The sequence below is a fragment of the Sphingobium sp. S6 genome (assembly GCF_905120495.1).
GTDB lineage: Bacteria > Pseudomonadota > Alphaproteobacteria > Sphingomonadales > Sphingomonadaceae > Sphingobium > Sphingobium agri.
The window spans coordinates 37,794-58,179 of sequence record NZ_CAJHOG010000004.1; the positions used below are offsets into that span (position 1 = coordinate 37,794).

Consider the following 20,386-nt stretch of genomic DNA (forward strand, 5'->3'; position numbering starts at 1 on the left):
TCACCCATGCCGCCACTCACATTATTTGGCCAGAAGCTCGACGACCTCGATCAGATGACCTTCGGGATCGGTCACGAAGGCGACCTTTACGCCATGCGCTTCCTTGACCTCGATCGGCTGCACCACGCTGCCGCCAGCTTTCTCGACCCGTTCCACAAAGGATACGAGATCGGTGGTCTGGAAACCCAGAATGACCTCATCTTTCGCGGGAGCGTCACGGTCGAGGAACTTGAACAGCACGAAGGTCGCCCCGCCCTCACCCGTGGCATTGAACAGGATTTCATCGATCTGCCGATCGCCGACCGCATCCTGCACGCGCGCCATTTCGACCAGGCCTGCGACTTCCTTGTAGAAGGCGCCCATGGCTTCGAGGTCCTGCACAACAAGCTTCGTGAAACCGAAATGTGACGTCATTCATCCTACCCTTGGTCATGCTTATGAAGAAAGGGCCGGTTGGTGATCCAACCGGCCCCTGCCTTTATCTTTAGAACTTGAAGTTGCCCGTCAAGCCAAACTCTCGTGGGTTGGTCACGTTGACCAGGCGATAGCCGGAGTCATAATCCAGTCCGGGCGTAGCTGTGCCAACGGTCGCATTGCCAAGGCTGATGTTGGCAATCCGCTTCTGGTTCAAGGCGTTCTTAGCGAACAGCGTGAACTCCCAACTGCTGTCCGGGGCGCGGACACCGATAAACAGGTTCAGCAGTTCGCGGCTGCGATAGTTGTAATCCACCCGATCCGAATAGAAGCCCGGACGATAGGTGAACAATCCGCGCAGGAACGGCGTGACATTGTCCATCGGGAACCGGATTTCCGTATTCGCGGTCAGGCTGAAGTCCGGAGTATCGGCCAGACGGCCATTGCTGACGCAATAGCTGACATTGCCCGGCCCCCTGACGGTCGCCGGTCCATCCTGGTTGGGTGTGCCGGTGCCCGCGAAGTCGTTGCAGGGCACCAGCGCGTTGCGGAAGCGGGCACGGGTGTAAGCCGCGCTGATCCCGAAGTCCCAATCCTTCGTGATGCGGCCGTCCAGGGACCCTTCGATACCCTTGATCCGTGCATCGGCATTATAGTTGAAGTCGAAGAATCCGGTCGGCGGGGAAGCGTCCGCGGAATCATAGTAGATGCCGGTGAAACGATTGAGGAAGTTGTTGAGCTTCTGATAATAGACGGACACCGCATAATGCAGACGGCGGCCAGCGAAGCTGCCCTTGACGCCAGCTTCGATTGCATCGGTTTTCTCCGGCTGCCCTACGATCAGGTCATCTGTTAGCCCGTCCGGCAGGCCTACACCGACCGCAGGTGCGCGGAATGAGTGACCGTAAGAGGCAAAGACATTCAGCGATGGCATCAACTGATAGCTGATGGTCAGGCCGCCAGTGAGCGGCGTGTCCTTCAGGTGCTGCAGGCGATCGGGAATGATCTCGGCCGCAGGATAGGATGCAGGCAGGCATCCAAAGGACACGGCATCCACCACCGGGTCGCCGGTGCACGCTAGAATGTTGCCGGGCGTGCTCAGGGCGAGTTGGGTCGTATTATAAGATTTGATGATCGAATAGCGCACGCCGCCTTCGATCGAAAGGCCATCCCTGCGGAAGTTCGCATAGGCATTGAAAGACCAGATGCTCCGATCGACCGGCACGGCAGTGGAGGTCCCGACAGGCAGATAAGGCAATGCGCCCAGATTAGCCAGGCTGTCATTCGGCTCGAGCGGGAAGAAGAAGCTGTCACCCGGCTGATCGACCCGCGTCGTCCCGGCCATCTTGTTGTAGAAAACACCGATGCCGCCGCCGAAACCTTCCTTGTTGTTCGTCGCGAGGCGCATTTCGACGGTGTCATATTTGAAAGGAACGAAACCGATCGAGTTGGAGATATAGTTGGGGACGGCATTTCCAGCGTCAAGGTCGCGCTGGGTCTTCAGCCGCGTATATTGATGTGCACCGACAAAGGACAATGTCGCCGGGCCCAGATCCCAATCCACGGCTAGGTTTACGATGTGGCCCTCATTCTGATAGCGGGCCCGCCCCTCACTTACTGCGGCATAGTCGTCGGCTTCAAGCGGAGGACCCGAGCGCACTGACGTGTTCGGCACGAGGACGCCGCCGAAGAACGGTCCCGCTTCGAAAGTCGAATTATTGCCGCTCCCGACGACCTGCAGCGCCTGAATGTTGTCAGCATACAGATATTGGTAGCTCAGATAGGCGGTGATGTTGTCGGTCGGACGCAGGCCGAGCGTCAGACGCGCGCTCTGGGTCCGGCTGCGCGAACGATCGCCGTTCGTGATGTTGCGGACATTGTTCAGGCGATTGCCATCCACCAGCGCCGCGACCCGCAGCGCAACCTTGTCCGAAAAAGGCAGGGAGACGCCGCCCTGGACGTTGAAGCCATCGCGCGTCGTCGCGGTGGCTTGTGCATAGCCTTCGATCTCATCGAAGCTCGGGCGCGCCGTGGAAATGGTGATTGCACCGGCCGGGGCGGAGATGCCGCGCAGCAAGCCCTGCGGACCGCGCAAGACCTCGATCTGCTTGATGTCGTAAAGCGCGGTGTAGACCGTCTGCGCGTCGGTCGGAATTTCATTGAAATAGACCTGAACCGCCGGGTCGGTGGCCTGATCGGGATCGAATGAAATGCCGCGCAGCGTCGTTGTGTTGTTGCGTCCCGTGGTGTTGGTCATTTCCAGGCCCGGGGCGAGCTGCTGCACGTCCTTGGCATCGAAAATGTTCAGTTTCTGCAATTGTTCTCCAGTGGCCACATTGACGCTCATGGGCACGGACTGGAGCGAGCGGGCTTCGCGCGTCGCCGTAACGACGATCTCGCCACCGCCATCGGCAGCATCCTGCGCCCAGGCGGCGGCAGGCACGATCAGCGCTGCACCGCACAACAACGCAGAAACATAATTCCCCTTTTTCATGACTGCTTCCTTCTATCTAGCAGGGCCAAGTCCACAATGTTGACAGTTGCTAACCATCGTGCAGGCACCCCGCAATCCACGCAGTCATTTTTTTGTAAATTTTTCGAAGTCCGCGTGCTGTGCGAGCAACATCCCTTAATTCCGCAGCCGCGATCTACGCGCATAAATCCGACAAGGTATGCGCATTTCTATGGAATATCACCAATATCATCGTGGAAATCGTGATATGCCGCTCTTGTCGCTTCGGGGGCTGATCCGCGCCTGAAACCTCTCCCCTTGTTATTGATACGACGACGTGCGATTGTGTCGAAATTATTCGAGGGGAGCAAAATGATCGACACCCGCAAGACAGTTTTCCTTACCGGGGCCACCGGCAATATGGGCCGCGAGACGGTGAAGCGTATCGCCGCGAAGGCGGATTCGCTGCACTTGCGAATATTGGTGCGGCCGGAAGAAAAGGCGCATCCTGTGGTAAAGGATGTTCAGCGCCGGGGCCTGGCGGAGATCATCTGGGGGGATCTTACCGATCCGGCATCCATCCGCGAAGGCGTGAAGGGCGCCGACATCGTTCTGCACGTGGGCGCGCTGGTCTCGCCGCTCGCAGACCGCCTCCCCGCCGATCTGGTGACCCGCGTCAATGTGGGCGGCGCCCAGAACATCGTCGACGCGATCCACACCGTGGGCGATCCCAAGCAGACCCGGCTGATATATATCGGGACGGTCGCCGAAACCGGCAGCCGCAATGCGCCTGTCCATTGGGGCAGGACCGGCGATCCGATCAAGATCAGCGCGTACGATCATTATGCGGTGACGAAGACGCAAGCCGAAGCGATCGTCGCGCAGAGCGGGATCACCCATTGGGCCTCGATACGCCAAAGCGGCATGGCGCATTTCGAGATGTGGAAGATTTTCGACCCCATCATGTTCCACAATCCGCTCAACGGCGTGTTCGAATGGTCCACCGCCAATGACAGCGGCCGCCTAATGGCCGCGCTCTGCGGCGATGATGTGCCCGGCACGTTCTGGCGCAACTTCTACAATCTGGGCGGCGGTGCTTCTTCGCGGGTGGTGAACCATGAGTTCATGGAGAAATCCATGCCCAACTACCGCAAGGTGCTGAAGCCGCACTGGTTCGCCACGCGGAACTTCCACGGCCAGTGGTACTCGGATTCCGATCGGCTCGAAGCCTTGGTGCCGTTCCGGGAACAATCGCTGGATGACTATTTCCGCGAAGCGCCCCGCCACATTCCATGGATCGCGCGCACAGTGCCAAAGCTGATGCCCGGCGTCGTGTCGAAGCAGATCGAAAAGCTGGCGAACGGGCCGGACGGCAGTCTCAACTGGTTCACCACCAACAACGAAGCCAAGATCCGCGCTTATTTCGGATCGCGGGCAGCGTGGGAGGCCATTCCCCGCAACTGGGACGACTTCCGCTTCGCGCAGCCGTCGCGGGAACCGGCCTTGCTCGACCATGGCTATGACGAGAGCCGCTCGCCCGACGATTGGCGCGCCGACGACCTTAAGGCAGCGGCGGAATATCGCGGCGGCAAATATCTCGGCAGCTCGTTCGACGGCCCGGATGCGCCGGTGGAATGGCAGTCGGCGGCAGGCCATCGTTTCACCATGACGCCGCGCCTTTATCTCCAGGGCGGCCATTGGTGCCCGGTCACCATGCTGGATCCCGCAGCCTATGAAGCGGAGGCCGCGCGCAATCCCTTCTTCGCGCAGGTATGGGGCGACGCAGCCGGTTAAGCTGGGCAGGGCCGGGGTGATCGGCCGTTCCGTCGGAGCGCAATTGACGATCCGCGTAACGCCAGCAGGGTGCGATCACCCAGGAGTGGACGGCGCGTTGTTCCGTTAAATCGACCTCAATGGCTTCGGGGCGAAGGACGCCCCGAAGCGCTGAGTGCGTTCCCCTCTAGCGGAGCGGCACCTTGAGCTTTGTCGTCGTGCGAGTGAGCGGATATCGCTTGCCGTTCCAAATGAAATCCCCCGGCAATGCGGCTGGCCGGGTGATTTGCGCATTCAGGGTGCTGCCGGAAACCCGATAGCGAACGCTGACCGGCCCCTGCGGCGTGGCAGCGGTCGCGGACAAGTTCTTGAGCGAACCTAGTGCAGGCTCGACCTTCAGCCGCGCATAGCCCGGCGCGGCGGGGCCGATGCCTGCCACGATGCCGAGTAGATCGGCGCTTGGATGCGCGCTCCACGCGTGGCTGTCGGAACGGGTCGACTGGCCCTTCCCGCCTTGGCCCGCATCGTCGCGCTCTTCCGGCCAGGTCGTATAGTGCATTGCCAGCAGATCGCGCCACGTCTTGAGCATGTCGAGATAGCGGTCGTTCTTCCCGGCATGGACCAGAGCCTGAGCCAGATACCATGAGAAATAATAGCTGACGCTGGTGATCCCTTCCGGCGCATCTATGCCTTTGCCCGGCACCATGATCCGGTCGATGATCGCCCCGGCTTCGTCGCGGGTGGCGACATCATAGAGGATGGCCAGCGCATTCATATGCTGGCTGAACCGGTCGCCATCGGGATTGTCCGCGTAGAGACCCCGCGCGGGAACCCAGCAGCGGTTGCGGATCGCGGCCTTGACGGTGTCGGCACGCGCCGCGTAGCGCTTTGCCACGCTGCTGTCGCCAAAGGCCGTCTCGATCGCCGCCCCCTGCTGAAGCGCGCCAAGCCAGCTGACGCTCATCAAACAGCTTTCATCCGTCTTTCCGTAGGACGGGAAGATGGTGCGGTCGGTCGCCGGCTGGCCCACCCAATCGATGAAATTCCACTGCGGGTTCTTGCCGAGCAGGCCGCTCGGGCGGCGGTAGGTTTCGAACCAGTCCAACACCCGGCGCATGCGCGGGATATTGCGGACGATCGGTGCGGCGTCAGGCTGGCGCAATCGCCAATCGTCCAGCATGCCTACCCACATCAGCGCGAAGGGCGCGATCACATTGTTGCCGCGCGTCGGCCATGCGCCTTCCATCAGGCCGCCTTCGGCATCCGACGCGGCGAAGGCGTCGACCGCCTGCTCGGCCAGGCGCGGATCGCCCGAAACGGCATAGGAAATCAGCATCTGGAGGCGCGTGTCGCCCGCATATTGCAGCTGTTCCCAATAGGCCGTGTCCATATAGGTTTCATGCGCGTCGATCCGCGCTGTGCGCCAGCCTATGTCGAAAATCCGTGCAAGTTCAGGATCATCACTCGCGAACTTACCAACCTGTTGAAACGGATAGCCGGTTTCGTAGGCGCGCAATCCCTCCAGCACCAGCGGCTGATCCTTGGTTTCGACCGTGATCTCCGCATAGCGCCAGGTCCGCCACCAGAGCGGCGCGAAGCTGCGCTTTTCCCCATCGGCTATGAAGCTGTCCCATATGCCGATCGGCTTGCGGTCCTCGATCAGGTTCCGGTCGCCCTTGCGGCTCTTCGCATCATACAGCGCCTCTGCCCACAGCAGCTTGATCGACGCACCCTTGCCGCCCGACACATCGAGTTGCGGATAAGCCGAGACCATCGCGTCGCGCTGGATAAGCAATGTCGCCTTGCTGTTGGCGGGGATCGTCACCGCCCGCGCGGGGAAGCTCATGGCAGCGGGCAGGTCCGTCCGCACCACCTTGCCCGCTGCGACCGGGGTATAGGATTGCTGCGGCAGCCGGTCGGGCACCAACGTCCGCTTCGCCGCAGCGGGAGCGGGAACCGCGTCCTGCCAGCCCTCGCCTTTCTCCTGCGGCCCGGCGGCGTCGAAGTCGGCCTTTGCCGCGTCGATCTTTTCGGGGTTTCCGGCGACATAATACCATCGCTTCACTTGCCCCCAGCCATTGGCAAAGCCGCGGCCCTCGTCGCGCTTCACCCGCCAGCCCGCACGATCTGTGGACAACTCCGCCGCATCGCCTTCACCGATCAGGCGAAAGCCGGTCGCGACGCTCTGTTGAAACAACGGCGCGGTGTTGGTGAACAGCGAATTTCCCTGCGCCGCCGAAACTTGCGCAGGCGTTGGGTTGGCGGGCAGCTTCAGCGGCTGCACGCCGTTCCACACCGTCGCCGCAACGACATTGACGCCGCGCTTCATATAGGGGGCGAGGTCGATGCTTTCCTCTCGCCAGTGAAGGATGTCACCTGTCGAAGGACCAGTCGCAACGCGAGCGCCGTTCACGAACAATATGAAGCGGTTATCGGCTGTCACTCGGACCTTGTAGGCGCGGGGTTTGCCGGGCAGCGTGACGGTGCGGCGGAAATGCAGGACGATCGGACGCACCGCTGGCCCCGCCTCCGCATGACTGATCCAGCCCTCGGCTCCACCGGGCTGAGCGATAGCGGCGGGCGCAGCGCCCATCATCAGCGAAGCGGCCAGCAAGGTGCGCATTTTCATCATTTCTTCTCCGGCGATAAGGCACGGGCAAGCGCTGTTTCCAGCGCGGCATTGAACTGCTGGGATATGGCCGCGCGCGGCGCGATCATCTGAAACCCATGGAAGGCGCCCGGTATCACCAGCAATTCGGTAGGCACCTCCGCATCGATGAGGCGGCGGGCGAACTCCACATCCTCGTCGACGAACAGGTCGATCGACCCGACGCCGATGAAGGTCGGCGGAAGAGCCTTGAGGTTCTTCACGCGCGCGGGCACCGATCCTTCAGGCTGGGTGGCAGCACCGGGACGCCGCCCCAACAGCGCCTGCCAGCCCTTGCGGTTCGACTCCGCCGTCCAGATCAGCTGGCCGATATGCGGCGGCACCGGACGCGACGATCCCGTCCGATCGTCCAGCATGGGATAGACAAGCGCCTGGAACGCGACCGGCACCTCGCCCCTGTCCCGCGCGGCGATCGTCAGCATGGCGGCCAGGCCACCGCCCGCGCTTTCGCCCATGACCACGATCCGGCGCGGATCGACGCCCAGCGTAGCGGCACTGCCATGCAGCCATTTCAGGCCCGCATAGGCATCCTCCAGCGGCCCGGGAAAGCGTGTCCCCGGCGCCAACCGGTATTGCACCGATACGATCACGCAGTTTAGCCGCTCGGCCAGGCTCTTGAGCGCAGGCAGATTCTCCCGCGCGTCGCCGCCGATGAAGCCACCGCCATGGACGAAGAAGATCGCCCCGCGCGGCGGCCCCTGCTCCGCACCGGCGTTCACGACATAGACCGGCACGGGTGGATGCCCGCGCAATCCCGGCGCTTGCCGCTCCTCAACCCCCGCAGGAAGACGGCCGGGCTTCCAAGGCTTGTACGTCGCTCCTTTCCGCTGCGCCTGCATGATGCCGCGCGCGATCGGCCGCAACTCCGGGTTGACCGACTTCAGTTCCGTCTCTGGCGAAGGGGCGGCCGGGGCAGCCGCTATCAGCAGGCAGGAAGCGAGCGCGGCAGCGAAGCGCCGCCCTCTCAACGCTGTGCCTCCAGTTTCGCCGGTCCAACCCATCCCGCCGCAACGGGCTTCAGCTTCTTGTAGATCGTGTCCTTGGGATCGATCATCGCATTTTGCGGAACGTTGGCGATCGCGACACTGATGTCGTTCTTGCCAGCGCGAACCAGCTTCGTCACATCGACGCGGAACGGAGCGCTGAACAGCGTGGGCAGGCTCTGCCCGTTGACCGTGACCGTCGCGACATCATGCACCTTGCCAAGGTCGAGGATGACGCGCGTACCCATGGTCAGCCAGCCGGCATCGACGCTGATCGCTCGGCTATAGGTCGCCGTTCCCGCAAAGCGCGACAGTTCCGGCACCTCCGCCCAATCCTTCAAGCTGACCGAAGCGAAATCATGCGCATAGGGCTTGCGCTGCACATGACCATTGGCCTTAAGCCGCCAGCCCTCCACCGGCAATGCCACGCTGCCCACAATCGCCGCAGCCGGGATGGTGACAGCCTTGGTCTGCGGATCAAGCATCAGCAAAGCGCTTTCCCCCGCCTTTAGGCTAAGCGGCACGTCCGTGCCTTGTCCCCCGGCTTGCGCGGAAACGGGCGTCGCCGTCCCATCCATCGCATTCCACCGTGTGACGCCGCCAGCGCCCGGCAGCGTCACCGTCACCTGACGGTCGGCTTGCCCCCGATTATAAACGAAGGTCGCCGTCCGTCCATCGACGCGCCGCTGCACGAAATACAGGTCGGCTGCATCGCCGGTGAAGCGCAGATTGGCCGGGATCGCCGCCGCGCGCAGACTATCCGTCAACCCGGCAGCGGGCACCACCTTTGCCCCCGCCTTCAAAGCGGCCGCGATCGCTTTTTTCACCCGCGCATCGCGTTGGCGCGCCTGGGCCAACCCCTCGTCACGTGATGGAGCGCGGTCGGTGAAGAATATCGGCAGCCCCGCCTTTGCGAAACGCGCGATTGCCTCCGCCGTCTCTGCCTGGATGCCGTCGATCGGCGGCAGCACCAGCACCGGATAGCGCTGGCCGCCCTGCGAAACGAGTTGCTTTCCTTCGATCCGGGCGTGCGCGATCGAATCGGGATTGATCCGGTCGAAATCATAGCCACCCGCCAGGAACGCCTTCTCGGCTGCCTGCTTGCCCGCGCCATCATCCTCGATGCCGATATAATAGCCGTAGCGGCCGTAGAAATAGGCGACCGGTACAACCGCCTCGCCCGCCTGCATCACGGCCTGCAAGCGGCCGATATAGGCCGCCATCGGCTTCATCGCGGGCCACACCGGGTTGGTCTCGTTCAACATGCTGGAAAAGCCGCCCGCAAAGGGGCTCGGCTGAAAAGCATGCCAGCCAGGCCAGTCTTCGGCATGGAAACGGTAATTATAGCCGTGCAGGATCATCGAATTGACCCCGCCCGAGATCAGCGCATCGATCCTGCGGCGCATCTCGTCCGGCGTTACCTCATAGGGGCGGTTCGGCCATGCCAGGCTCTCTGCCGACACGATGGGCCGCCCATAAAGATGCGCGCCCGACCGCGCCATCCGCATGAAGAAGGGATCGCCCTCATGCGGTAGATCTTCTGTTTCCGGGATATCGGCCAGCCCATATCCCCGGATCGTGTCGAACGCGCCGCCATGCGCCTGGAACTTGGCCTTGAGCCCTCGCGCATGGTTCCATGCGACGAAAGGTTGGATGAACCCCTCGATCATCATGTCGGACACCGTGCGGCGATAGTCGGCGCGCACCCGCTCTGCCAGATCGCTGTTCGGCGTATCGAAATAGGGGGGTGACCAATGTTCGGCCCAGGCCTGCATCCACCCCGGCTGCACGACGAAAGGCAGATAGGGCGTCAGGTCATAGCCGCGCCGCTTCCTGAACTGCTGCAGCAATTCAGGTCCCCACTGAATATCCTGCATCAATTCCAGGCTGTCGACGAATGTCGACCGGATGCCGGCCGGGTTCTTGCCCAATGGATCTCCGACCCTCGCGGCATGCGTGGCAAAGGCTTGCGGGTTCATATGATCCAGGATCAGCTGCGGCCCCTGTCCCGCTGCACCCAGCACGCCGACATCGGACGCATATTGGCGGAACACGAAAATCTGCCAATCGCCCGGCGGCGGGGTCCAGTTCAGCGTGCCGTCATCGCTCATCTTGTCCGTAAGCAGGATGCTGGAGGACGGGTCCAGCGTTCCCGCCGTCACCACGTCCCGCCATGGCGTCAGTGTAAGGCCCATCGCGCCGGGCGCGGACGGCTGAAGCACGGGCGCCTTCCCCTTCACGGCAACCACAGCCACCGTGCGGGCGCGGGCGTCCATCCGCTTGCCCCAATCGGCAACCTTCGGGTCCTTGACGCGCGCATCCAGGAAACTCAGCGCACCCAGGCGGCGGGTGCGCTTGGGGATATTCAGCTTGATCGGTCCTGCCTCGCCACCCTTCACCTCCGTACTCGCCATGGCAAGCTCGGTAAAGGCCAGTTCCGGGGTGATGGCAAAGCCGCCGCCCGATGGCCAGGATGACCCAAGCGTATAGTCCAGCGTCAAACCAGCCTGCCTTGCGGCATCCGCAGCGGTGCGGACATGCGCGAAGAAGGAGGGTTCGGCATATTGATTGACGCGCAGCTTCTCGTCCGGCGTCAGCGTCACGAAATTGGGCGTGAAGGACTGGATTTCGGCACCGGCAAAGCCCGTGTCCGCCATCAACTTGATCTCACGCCGCAATTCTTCGTCCGTCACGGCATCGCCCGGCCACCACCAGCGCAGCCGGGGCCGCGCCTCCATGGGGGGGTGCTGAAAATGATCGTCGAGTGGAGCTGCAAAAGCCGGAGCCTCCGCAAGCGCAAGTATCGCGGTGGCTGCCAGCAGGCAGGTTTTCATCAAATGCTTGGACATCATGGCTCAGGGCCTCCGGGTCATGCGGTTCAACCGAGCCGTGCCGGTCAACACCGGATCGGCGGCAGATGTGCCCACCTCCACCTTGACGTCGCCCGCAGGGACAACCCAGCGCTTCGCCTTCGCATCATAATCAGCCAGAACGCGCATGTCAGCGGTCACCGTAACTTCCTTGCTCTCGCCAGGCTTCAGGTTCGGTTTCGCCCACCCGATCAGCCGCTTGGCCTTGCCGGGCCGGGTCACGTAGACCTGCGGCACGTCTGCGCCTTCCCGCTGGCCGCTGTTGGCAACGGTAAAGCGCACCGACAGCGTCTTGCCGCCGGTCACCTTCAACCCTTCATAGCGGAACTGCGTGTAGCTGAGGCCGTGGCCGAATGGATAAAGCGGCTTCAACCCCTTTTTGTCGAACCAGCGATACCCGGCGTCCGATCCTTCGGGATATACGATGTCGAATGGCTTCAGACCGGCTTGCAGGCCATAAATGGCGCGGGTTTCCTTGTCCGCTGGCGGCGCGTCGGATCCCGGCAGCACCGGATTTGGCAACTGATCGACAGAGGCCGGGAAAGTCACGGGCAAGTGGCCGGACGGGTTCACCTTGCCGCTGATGACGCGCGCGATGGCTGCGCCGCCGCGCTGACCGCCATACCAGGCCGAAAGGATCGCAGGCACCTTGGCCTGCCAGGGCATCAGCACGGGATTGCCGGTTTCCAGGACGACGATCGTCTTGCCGTTCGCGCTTGCGATTGCATCGATCAGTTCGTCCTGGCCTTCGCCCAGCGACATGTCCTTATGGTCCATTGCCTCGGTCGCATATTTCTCGGCAAAGGCGATGACGATGTCCGCAGCCTTCGCGGCCTGAACGGCGGCAGCGACGTCCTTACCGTCCAGATAGGTGATCGCCGCATTGGGGAATTCCGCGCGCAGTCCGTCGAGCGGCGGTGTGCCGCCATAGCCGCGCCGCGCAAATCCGGCGGCCGGACCACCCTCGGCAGGCTTGGAGACGCGCTTCAACCCACCCACGGGATTGACCTGGCTCGATCCGCCACCGCTTGGGACGCCGACATCGGCATTGCCCCCGACGACCAATATCTTCTTCGCCGTTGCGGCCAGGGGCAGGATGCCGCCTTCATTGCGCAGCAGGACGATGCCTTGTTCGGCGGCCCGCTGTGCGATGTCGCCATTGGCGTCATAGTCGATCGGCTGCCCTGCCTTCAGCGGATTGTCGGCCACCCCATAGGCATAAATCGCGTAAAGTACGCGTCCTGCTGCCTTGTCGACAGCCGACTGCGGCACCTTGCCAGCCTTCACCGCTTCGACCATCAGACTGGAGAAATAGGGCTTTCCATCGATCTGCTCGCCTGATTGCTGGTCGAGCCCCGCGACGATCGCTTCGGTCGAGTGCACCGCGCCCCAATCCGACATCACATAGCCCTTGAACCCCCAGTCGCGCCGCAGCACGTCGTTCAGCAGGAAGGGGTGCTCACATGCATAAGTGCCGCCAACGCGATTATATCCGCACATGACCGACCCCGGATTGCCGCGTTCCATACCGATCTGGAAGGCCAGCAGATCGCTTTCGCGCATAGCCTGCTCATCCATGTTCACCGACGCGATATTGCGTCCGGTTTCCTGATCGTTGAGCGCGAAATGCTTGATCGTGCCGATGATGTTGTTGGACTGCACGCCACTGATCTGATTGCCGACCAGTTCACCCGCCAGCAGGGGATCTTCGCCCAGATATTCGAAATTGCGGCCCGCACGCGGATCGCGGACCAGATTGACGCCGCCAACCAGCATCACGTTGAAGCCCTTGGCGCGCGCTTCGGCACCAATCATCGCCCCGCCCGCGCGCGCAATTTCCGGGTCCCAGGTGGAAGCCAGCGAAAGTCCCGATGGCAGAGCCGTGGCCACGTCACCCTTGCGCTGTTCCATCAGATTGGACACGCCCAGGCTCGCATCGCTTTCGACCAGCATCGGAACGCCGAGCCGCTCGACGCCCTCGATATATCCCGCGCTGATGGGCACGTCCTTCGGCCTCTTGGCTACAGGCACCAGCGCGGTCATCGGCCCGTGGATCAGCCGGATCTTTTCTTCATCCGTCATTTTCGCGAGCGTTTCCGCCGCCCGGCGCTCTGCAGCGGTCTTGGTATCACGGGCATGTCCCGCAAGCGGCGTCAGCATCGTCCCGGCTATTGCGAGCAACAGGATTGATGAGGAATTCTTCATGGATGTTCAGCCCTCTCCGCTGGTGGGACATTTTGAGCATGTCGGCAGTTTTCATACTATGGGCTGAAACGACGGGCGTCAATATTCGATCGGGGGCGTTCGATTGATTTGGGACAGGCCATTGCTTCCGCCGATGGCTTGAGTCAGAGAAGTGATCATGCCAGCTACCAAGATGGAAAAAACCTTTACCCCCAAGCGGGGCCGCCCCGACGCAAAACAGGTTGCGGCGATCGACAAAGCCATCCTCGCGACGGCGACGCGCATGTTCCTGGAATTGGGCTATGACGGCGTCGCGATGGAAAATATCGCGACGGAAACCGGCGTGTCCAAGGGCACGCTCTACGCGCGCTACCCTTCAAAGGAGGCGCTGTTCACCACGGTCATCCAGGACCGGGTCAGTCAATGGTCCCTCGCCTCGGCGCGGGAGGATCACCTGCTCACCGACGACATTGCCGAGCGGCTCCACCATCATGCCCAGACCATCGCCAGGTCCGTCCTCCAGACGGAGGTTCATGCGTTTCAACTCCTGACGCTCGCCAACCGGGAGCGATTCCCTGAACTGGCCCGCGCGATGTATGAGGCAGGCTATCTCTACATCGTCCGCCTGATCAGCAACGACATCAGCGAAGCCGCGAAGCGTGATGGCATTCCTGCGCGCGATCCCTCCGCGGTCGCGCGGATGTTCGTGTCCGCCATCACCGGGTGGGAATTGCAGGAAAGCAGCGCAGGCCCCATCAAGGAAGCGGAGTTCATCAAAGCTGCGCGCCAGACCGTCGAACTTTTTATGGCGGGCCGCGCAAGTTGGTGACTTGAATTTAGAACGTAGCCGTGCGATATAGGCCCGGTCATAATGGAGGATCCTGTTTATGCGTCTTTTGATTCTTGCCGCTGCTGCTCTGTCGGTTGCCACCCCCGCGCTCGCGCAGACGGCTGCCACCCCGGCCCCCGCACATGCGGCCCATGCCAAGCTTAACACGACCGACACCGAACTCGGCGTTCTGCTGGACAACCCCGCTGCCAAGGCGATCATTGAAAAGCATATCCCGGGTATGACGGCCAATGATCAGGTCGACATGGCCCGCGCCATGACGCTGAAGTCGATCCAGCAATATGCGCCTGACGATGTCACCGACGCGCGCCTTGCCGCGATCGATGCGGACCTTGCCAAGCTGCCCTGAACCAGACAGCCTACAGCAATGAAAAGAAAAGGGCGCGAAAGCGCCCTTTTTTGTGCTCGCTCCTCTTGCGTCCCAGTGCAACAGGCAAAGAAAAGGCCGGCTTTTGGCCGGCCCAAGTAGGTGTAGGAGAGTGCCTAAAAGGCATCTCTAATTGAACATGCTTGTATGATAGGTCAAGCAATTAGTGATCGCCTGTCAACAATTTCATCATGTAGGAAATGGATCGTCGTCCCCCGCTTGACGCGGCGTCACGAGGCGAGCGGCACGCGGCGCGATCCATCTTTCGATGCTATCGACAATCTCATAAATCACAGGAACGAAGATGAGCGACAGGGCCGTCGAGGTGATCAGCCCCCCGATCACCGCCAGCGCCATCGGCTGACGGAACTCCGCGCCCTCGCCTATCCCCAGCGCAGTGGGCAACATGCCCGCGGCCATCGCGACTGTCGTCATGACGATCGGCCGCGCGCGCTCACGGCAGGCATTGCGCAGCGCCTGCGTCATTGGCGTTCCCGCCCGCTCCTCCTCGATCGCGAATTCCACCAGCAGGATGGAGTTCTTCGCGCACAGCCCCAACAGCATCAGCAAGCCGATCATCGCTGGCAGGTCCAGTGTCTTGCCGAACAGCACCAGCGCGGCAAAGGCGCCAAGCAGCGACAGCGGAAGCGCCGCCAGAATGACCGCCGGTTTGAAGAAGCCCTTGAACAGCAGCACCAGCACCGAAAATGTCAGCCCGATACCCGCGACGATCGCCAGCATGAAGCCGCCGAACAGCTCCGACATCGCCTCCGAATCGCCAACCTTGGCCTCTTGAACACCCTGGGGCAGGTTCCGCATGACGGGAAGCGCCGCGACCTCCTGCAGCGCCTGGCCAAGCGTTCGCCCGGCCACAAGGTCAGCCTCTACCGACACGCGCCGTTCCCGGTCATAACGCACGATCTTGCCCGGTCCCGCCTTGAACTGAATGTCCGCGACAGCCGACAAGGGCGTCGTCTGCCCATCGAGCGTGGGCACGCGCAGGTTCGCGATCGTGTCCAGATCCTTACGCGCGCCTTCGGGCAGGCGCACGCGAATCGGCACGCGTTCGTCGCCATCCGAATATTTGGCCACGCTGGCGTCGATGTCGCCGATGGTCGCGATGCGCAGTACCTGGGCAAGCGTCCGGCTGTCCACGTTCAGCCGCGCCGCTTCCTCTGCCCGAGGCGTCACGATCAGCTCGGGCCCGGCAGGCGGAGGCGCTGGGCGCGGGTCGGAAATGGACGGCACCTTGCGCATCTGTCGCAGCAATTCGGTCTGCGTGCGCTCCAGCGCCTGACCGTCCTCACCGGCAAGGACGATGTTCACCGATGCCGATCCGAATGTACCCTGGTTCGACAGACGAACGTCCGGAATGTCGCGCAATTTCGGCCGGATGATCGATCGGAATTCGTCGGTCGTCACATCGCGATCATGCTTCAACACCACCGTCAACGTGCCGGTGCGCATGTCGTCGCCAGCGCTGAAGCCGCCCGATGTCGATCCCACCTGGGCGAAGACGCGCTCCACGGCGGGCTCTGCCGACAACATGCGGGTCGCATCATTGACCGCCCGCGCCATGTCGTCCCGCGTCGCGCCCGGCGGTCCCTGCACGGCGATGTAAAGATAACCCGGATTGCCGACTGGCTGGAAACCTACCGGAGCGAAGCTTGCGAGCAGAAGCGACAGGGCGAAAATTCCCGCGCCGATTCCCATCGTCTTCCAGCGATGCGCCAGCGCCCAATCCAATATGCGGCCATAGATCGGGTTGACCGGCCGCTTCTCCCGATGCGCGCGATCCTTCAACGGAACGAGGAAATAGGCAGCCATCAGCGGTGTCAACAGACGCGCGACCACCAGCGAGAAGAGCACCGCCACCGCGACCGTCAGGCCGAACTCGCGGAAAAACTGCCCCGCCTGTCCAGGGATAAGCGACACCGGCGCGAACACCGCGATAATCGTCGCGGTGGTGGCGATCACCGCAAGCCCGATGGCATCGGCACCGATCAGGGCTGCACGATAGGGCGTCTCTCCCGTCTCGATCCGCTTCTCGATATTCTCGACCTCCACGATCGCGTCATCTACCAGAATGCCGATGACCAACGTCAGTGCCAGCAAAGTGATGCTGTTGAGGCTGAACCCCATGGCCGACATCAGGACGAAGGTCGGGATTAGCGACAGGGGCATGGCCACTGCCGCAATGATCGTCGCGCGCCAGTTGCGCAGGAAAATGTAGACGACGATCACCGCCAGGAAGATGCCCTCGATCAGCACGTGCTGGGTCGATGCAAAGGTCCGCCGCGTCGAATCCACCGTCGACACAAGCTTGGTGAAGGTGACGCCGGGATGATCGGCCTGAAGCTGGGCAATCACCTTGATCGCCCGGTCCTCGACGCTGATGTCGCTTGCTTCGCGCGTCTTGCTGACCTGGATCGCCGTAACCGGCCTGCCGTCCAGACGCGCAAAGCCGCGCTGCTCGGCCGATCCGTCGCCAATCTCCGCGATGTCGGCCAGGCGGACGTAGCGGCCCTGCACCGGAATGGCGAGTTCGCGCAGCCGGTCGATGGTCATGGACGATCCAAGAACACGGATCGTCTGTTCCACCGCGCCCACATCGGCGCGGCCGCCCGGATCATCGCTGTGGAACGCGGCCAGGGCATTGTTCACCTGCGGCGCCGTAACGCCCAATGCCGCCATGCGCTGCGCATCCAGCACGATGTTGATTTCGCGGTCGGCCCCGCCAATGCGGTGAACCTGCGCGACGCCGGCCTGCGCCTGCAACGCGCGCGTCGCCACCTTGTCGATGAAGCGCGACAGTTCCGTGTCGCCCATTCCCGGCGCACTCACGGCATAAGTCAGGATCGGCGCGCTATCGATGTCCAACCGTTGCACCAGCGGCGGGTCGATGCCCGGCGGCAGATCGATGCGCGCCCTCTCGACAGCGGTGCGGACATCGTCCGTCGCCTTCTGCATGTCGCTGTGCAGTTCGAACTCGACCGTCGTGGTCGATGATCCCAGCACCGCCGTCGAACTGATGTGCTTGACCCCCGCGACGCTGCTCAGGGCATTTTCGATCGGCCGGGTGATCTGGTTTTCGACTTCGCTCGGCGCCGCGCCATTTTGCGTGACCGTCACGCTGACGACGGGAAAGTTCACATTGGGGAACTGCTTGATGGGCAGTCCCACATAGGCCACGATCCCCGCGATCGTCAGCAATATGAACAGCGAGACGACGGGAATCGGATTCCGGATCGCCCAGGCGGAAATGCGCATGTCTATGGCCTCCCGCTTGGCGCGATCCGCACGCGGTCGCCTTCAAGCAGGAAAGCGCCGCCGCCCAATACAGCCCGAACACCGGGCTTCGCGCCGCTCACTATCTCCACCATCCCTGCCGCGCGCCGTCCCGTGCGCACCGATGCGCGATGCACGCGGTCCTGCTTGTCGAGCAGCAGCATATAGGCGCCATCGGCATCATAATGGACAGCGCGTTCGGGCGCGCTCAGCACCGATCCGGTGGCCTTCACGAAATCCGCCTTGGCAAAACCGCCAGGGCGCAGTTCGGGATTTACCGGCAGCGCGATGCGCGCGCGTGACAAGCCCGTCTGATTATCCACCCGCGCGCCCAGCAGCCGGACCTTGCCGGTCAGCTTCGTGCCCGACGCCAAAGTCACCGCGACCGGATCGCCGATCGACAATGTGCCCATCGCCGCTTCGGGGACTTCAGCCTCCAGTTCGACCAGATCGTCCCGCGCGATGGTGAAGAGTATCGTGCCCGAGGCCGATGGTTCGCCCGGCCGTGCCGACCGCTGGAGCACGCGTCCCGCGACGGGCGACCGCACGATCAGCCTGCGCTGACGCGTCAGCAGGTCGTCCAACTGCGCCTTTGCCACGCCGACGGCGGCTTGTGCCGACCGGGCAGCGATGCGGCGCTGGTAAATGGCCTCCTGTGAAAGCACCCCCTGATTATCGAGCCCCGCGACGCGTCCTGCTTCCATGCGCGCTCGTTCATAGGCCACCTGCTGCTGGCTCAATTGCGCGCGCGCCTGATCGATCTGCGACCGCAGGAGTGTGTCGTCCAGCACCGCCAGCACCTGTCCAGCGCCTACGCGGGCATCCTCCTCCACCATGACGCGCGCAATGCGATAGCCGGAAAGCTCGGGCGCGACCGCCACTTCCTCGCGCGGGATCAACCGCCCCGAAGCGCTGAGCCCTCCTGCCAATCCCCGTTCGCCGACCAGCGCGACACTGACGGTCGGCGGCGGCGGCTCCTTGGCCCCGTCCGTGCTCCCCCCGCAAGCGGCGAGCAGCAGCGTCAGGGAAAGCGTCATGGCAAGGGGACGCGGCTTGAAGATCACGGCAGTTCCTTGGATTGGATAGGCAGGGCGACGGCGGGCTGTTCAGGCGCCGTCGCGGGATCATCGGGATTCCATCCGCCGCCCAGCGCCCGGAAAGCGCCAACGACATTGGTCAGCGCTTGCGTCCGCGCATTGGTAAGCGCCCGGCGCGCGGCGCGCCAGGTCTGTTCGGACTGGACCAAGGTGGTGAGGTCGGTCAGGCCTGCGGCAAAGCCCTTGCGCCCAGCATCGAACGCGAAGCGTGCCCGCTCCTCTGCACGGCTGAGGTCAGCCAATCGCGCCCGATCGGCTGCAACCAGCGCAAGCGCGATGTCGGCATCGCGAAAGCCTGCCTGCACAGCCGCCTCATAGCTCACCACGGCGCGCTCACCCTGTGCCTGCGTGGCGCGCAGCTGTGCCATCAGCCGCGTGCGGTCCAGTACCGGCAGGCTCAATCCGGCTGCGATCGACCAGATGCTCGAAATGCCCACGGCCGGGCCGGCGGTGCGACTGATATTGCCATTGCCTTGAAGGGTGAAGCGCGGGAACAGGGCCAGCCTGTCGACCTTGACTGCGCTCGTGGCTGCCGCGACCCGCGCCTCGGCGGCCAATATGTCTGGACGACGCGCCAGCAGCATGGCGGGCATCAAAGCGGGGACCTGCGGCGGCGCGTCGAGCCGCGCGTCGATGGCGAGGCTGCTCGTCGGCGCGTCCGGCGATCCGATCAGGACCAGCAGCGATCGCTTGGCGTTCCGCAGCGCTGTCTCGATTCGGGTAAGCTCTGCCTGCGCTGTCGCCTCGTCGCCTTCCAGCCGCGCGGTTTCCGACGCTGCGATCAGCCCGCGATCGCGCCCGAGTTTCGACGCGCGCGCCAGATCGCGCGCGATCCGCAAACCTTCCTGCGCATCGTCGCGCTGTACCGCCAGGCCGCGCGCCTCGAACAATGCGCTGGCGACGTCAGCGGCCAGGCTCAACCGCGCGGCGTGATAATCATAGGCTGCCGCGACATAGGTGGCTCGCGCCCCTTCCCCGATTGCACCCAGCCTGCCGAACAGGTCGATCTCCCAACTTGGGCTGAAGGCGAGCGACTGGCTATCGCTCTGTGCCGTGGAGCCGAACAGGTCCACGCCGGACAATTGGCGGCCATTCTGCAGCTGCGCCGATCCGCTGATCGCGCCCGTGGGCAACCGCTGCGACAGCGACTGGTCGCGTATCGCCCGCGCCTCGCGCAACCGGAAATAGGCTGACCGCGCATCGGTATTCTGCGCCAGCGCCTGTTCCACAAGTGCGGAAAGTTGCGGATCGCTGAAACGCTCCCACCATCGGTCCAGCTTTTCGTCGGCCACCGCTGAGGGCGCGGCCTCGTAGCGCTCTGGCAAGCTGATGTTCGGACGCGCCAGCTTGACCGACGGCGCACAGCCGCACAGCAGCACACCCAGGAAGAGGGACAGGGGGCGCGAACCCGGCAGGTGCGGCAAGTGGATGACCTCCAAT

General features: G+C 63.2%; 12 protein-coding genes. 3 read left to right on the forward strand and 9 right to left on the reverse strand.

Going from position 1 to position 20,386, the window contains the following annotated elements:
- Positions 1-21 precede the first annotated feature (21 nt).
- Positions 22-414, reverse strand: coding sequence for a VOC family protein (locus tag SPHS8_RS13520; protein ID WP_201515969.1), 393 nt, complete (start codon positions 412-414; stop codon positions 22-24).
- Between the two features lie 70 nt (positions 415-484).
- A complete protein-coding gene (locus tag SPHS8_RS13525) occupies positions 485-2,908 on the reverse strand; it encodes a TonB-dependent receptor (RefSeq protein WP_201515970.1) in 2,424 nt (807 codons plus the stop codon).
- A gap of 330 nt (positions 2,909-3,238) precedes the next feature.
- Between SPHS8_RS13525 and SPHS8_RS13530 the strand changes: the two genes are divergently transcribed.
- Positions 3,239-4,660: an NAD-dependent epimerase/dehydratase family protein gene (locus SPHS8_RS13530; protein ID WP_201515971.1), complete on the forward strand. Its 1,422-nt coding sequence runs from the start codon at positions 3,239-3,241 to the stop codon at positions 4,658-4,660.
- A 166-nt stretch (positions 4,661-4,826) separates the two neighbouring features.
- On the opposite strand, the gene SPHS8_RS13535 is transcribed toward SPHS8_RS13530, so the two are convergent.
- From SPHS8_RS13535 to SPHS8_RS13550, 4 genes are read right to left on the reverse strand one after another with little or no spacing between them, the layout of a single operon-like run.
- On the reverse strand, positions 4,827-7,262 hold the full coding sequence (locus tag SPHS8_RS13535; RefSeq protein ID WP_236575151.1) for an alpha-L-rhamnosidase-related protein: 2,436 nt from the start codon (positions 7,260-7,262) through the stop codon (positions 4,827-4,829).
- Between the two features lie 5 nt (positions 7,263-7,267).
- The gene (locus tag SPHS8_RS13540; RefSeq protein WP_236575152.1) at positions 7,268-8,275 is read right to left on the reverse strand and encodes an alpha/beta hydrolase; all 1,008 of its coding nucleotides are present in this window, start codon (positions 8,273-8,275) and stop codon (positions 7,268-7,270) included.
- A complete protein-coding gene (locus tag SPHS8_RS13545; protein ID WP_201515973.1) occupies positions 8,272-11,142 on the reverse strand; it encodes a glycosyl hydrolase in 2,871 nt (956 codons plus the stop codon). The genes SPHS8_RS13540 and SPHS8_RS13545 overlap by 4 nt, the downstream gene beginning before the upstream one ends.
- Positions 11,143-11,145: 3 nt before the next feature.
- Positions 11,146-13,365 (reverse strand): glycoside hydrolase family 3 C-terminal domain-containing protein, encoded by a 2,220-nt coding sequence (locus SPHS8_RS13550; RefSeq protein ID WP_201515974.1) that lies wholly within the window; start codon positions 13,363-13,365, stop codon positions 11,146-11,148.
- 157 nt (positions 13,366-13,522) lie between these two features.
- On the opposite strand from SPHS8_RS13550, the gene SPHS8_RS13555 reads away from it, so the two are divergent.
- Complete coding sequence (locus tag SPHS8_RS13555) at positions 13,523-14,173, forward strand: TetR/AcrR family transcriptional regulator (RefSeq protein ID WP_201515975.1); 651 nt, start codon at positions 13,523-13,525, stop codon at positions 14,171-14,173.
- A 58-nt stretch (positions 14,174-14,231) separates the two neighbouring features.
- Positions 14,232-14,543, forward strand: coding sequence for a hypothetical protein (locus tag SPHS8_RS13560; RefSeq protein ID WP_201515976.1), 312 nt, complete (start codon positions 14,232-14,234; stop codon positions 14,541-14,543).
- A 207-nt stretch (positions 14,544-14,750) separates the two neighbouring features.
- On the opposite strand, the gene SPHS8_RS13565 is transcribed toward SPHS8_RS13560, so the two are convergent.
- Genes SPHS8_RS13565 through SPHS8_RS13575 form a run of 3 tightly spaced genes read right to left on the reverse strand, consistent with a single transcriptional unit; the run spans position 14,751 to position 20,370 of the window.
- Complete coding sequence (locus tag SPHS8_RS13565; RefSeq protein WP_201515977.1) at positions 14,751-17,831, reverse strand: efflux RND transporter permease subunit; 3,081 nt, start codon at positions 17,829-17,831, stop codon at positions 14,751-14,753.
- Positions 17,832-17,833: 2 nt separating this feature from the next.
- The gene (locus SPHS8_RS13570; RefSeq protein ID WP_201515978.1) at positions 17,834-18,913 is read right to left on the reverse strand and encodes an efflux RND transporter periplasmic adaptor subunit; all 1,080 of its coding nucleotides are present in this window, start codon (positions 18,911-18,913) and stop codon (positions 17,834-17,836) included.
- A complete protein-coding gene (locus SPHS8_RS13575; protein ID WP_201515979.1) occupies positions 18,910-20,370 on the reverse strand; it encodes an efflux transporter outer membrane subunit in 1,461 nt (486 codons plus the stop codon). The genes SPHS8_RS13570 and SPHS8_RS13575 overlap by 4 nt, the downstream gene beginning before the upstream one ends.
- Between the last annotated feature and the right edge of the window lie 16 nt (positions 20,371-20,386).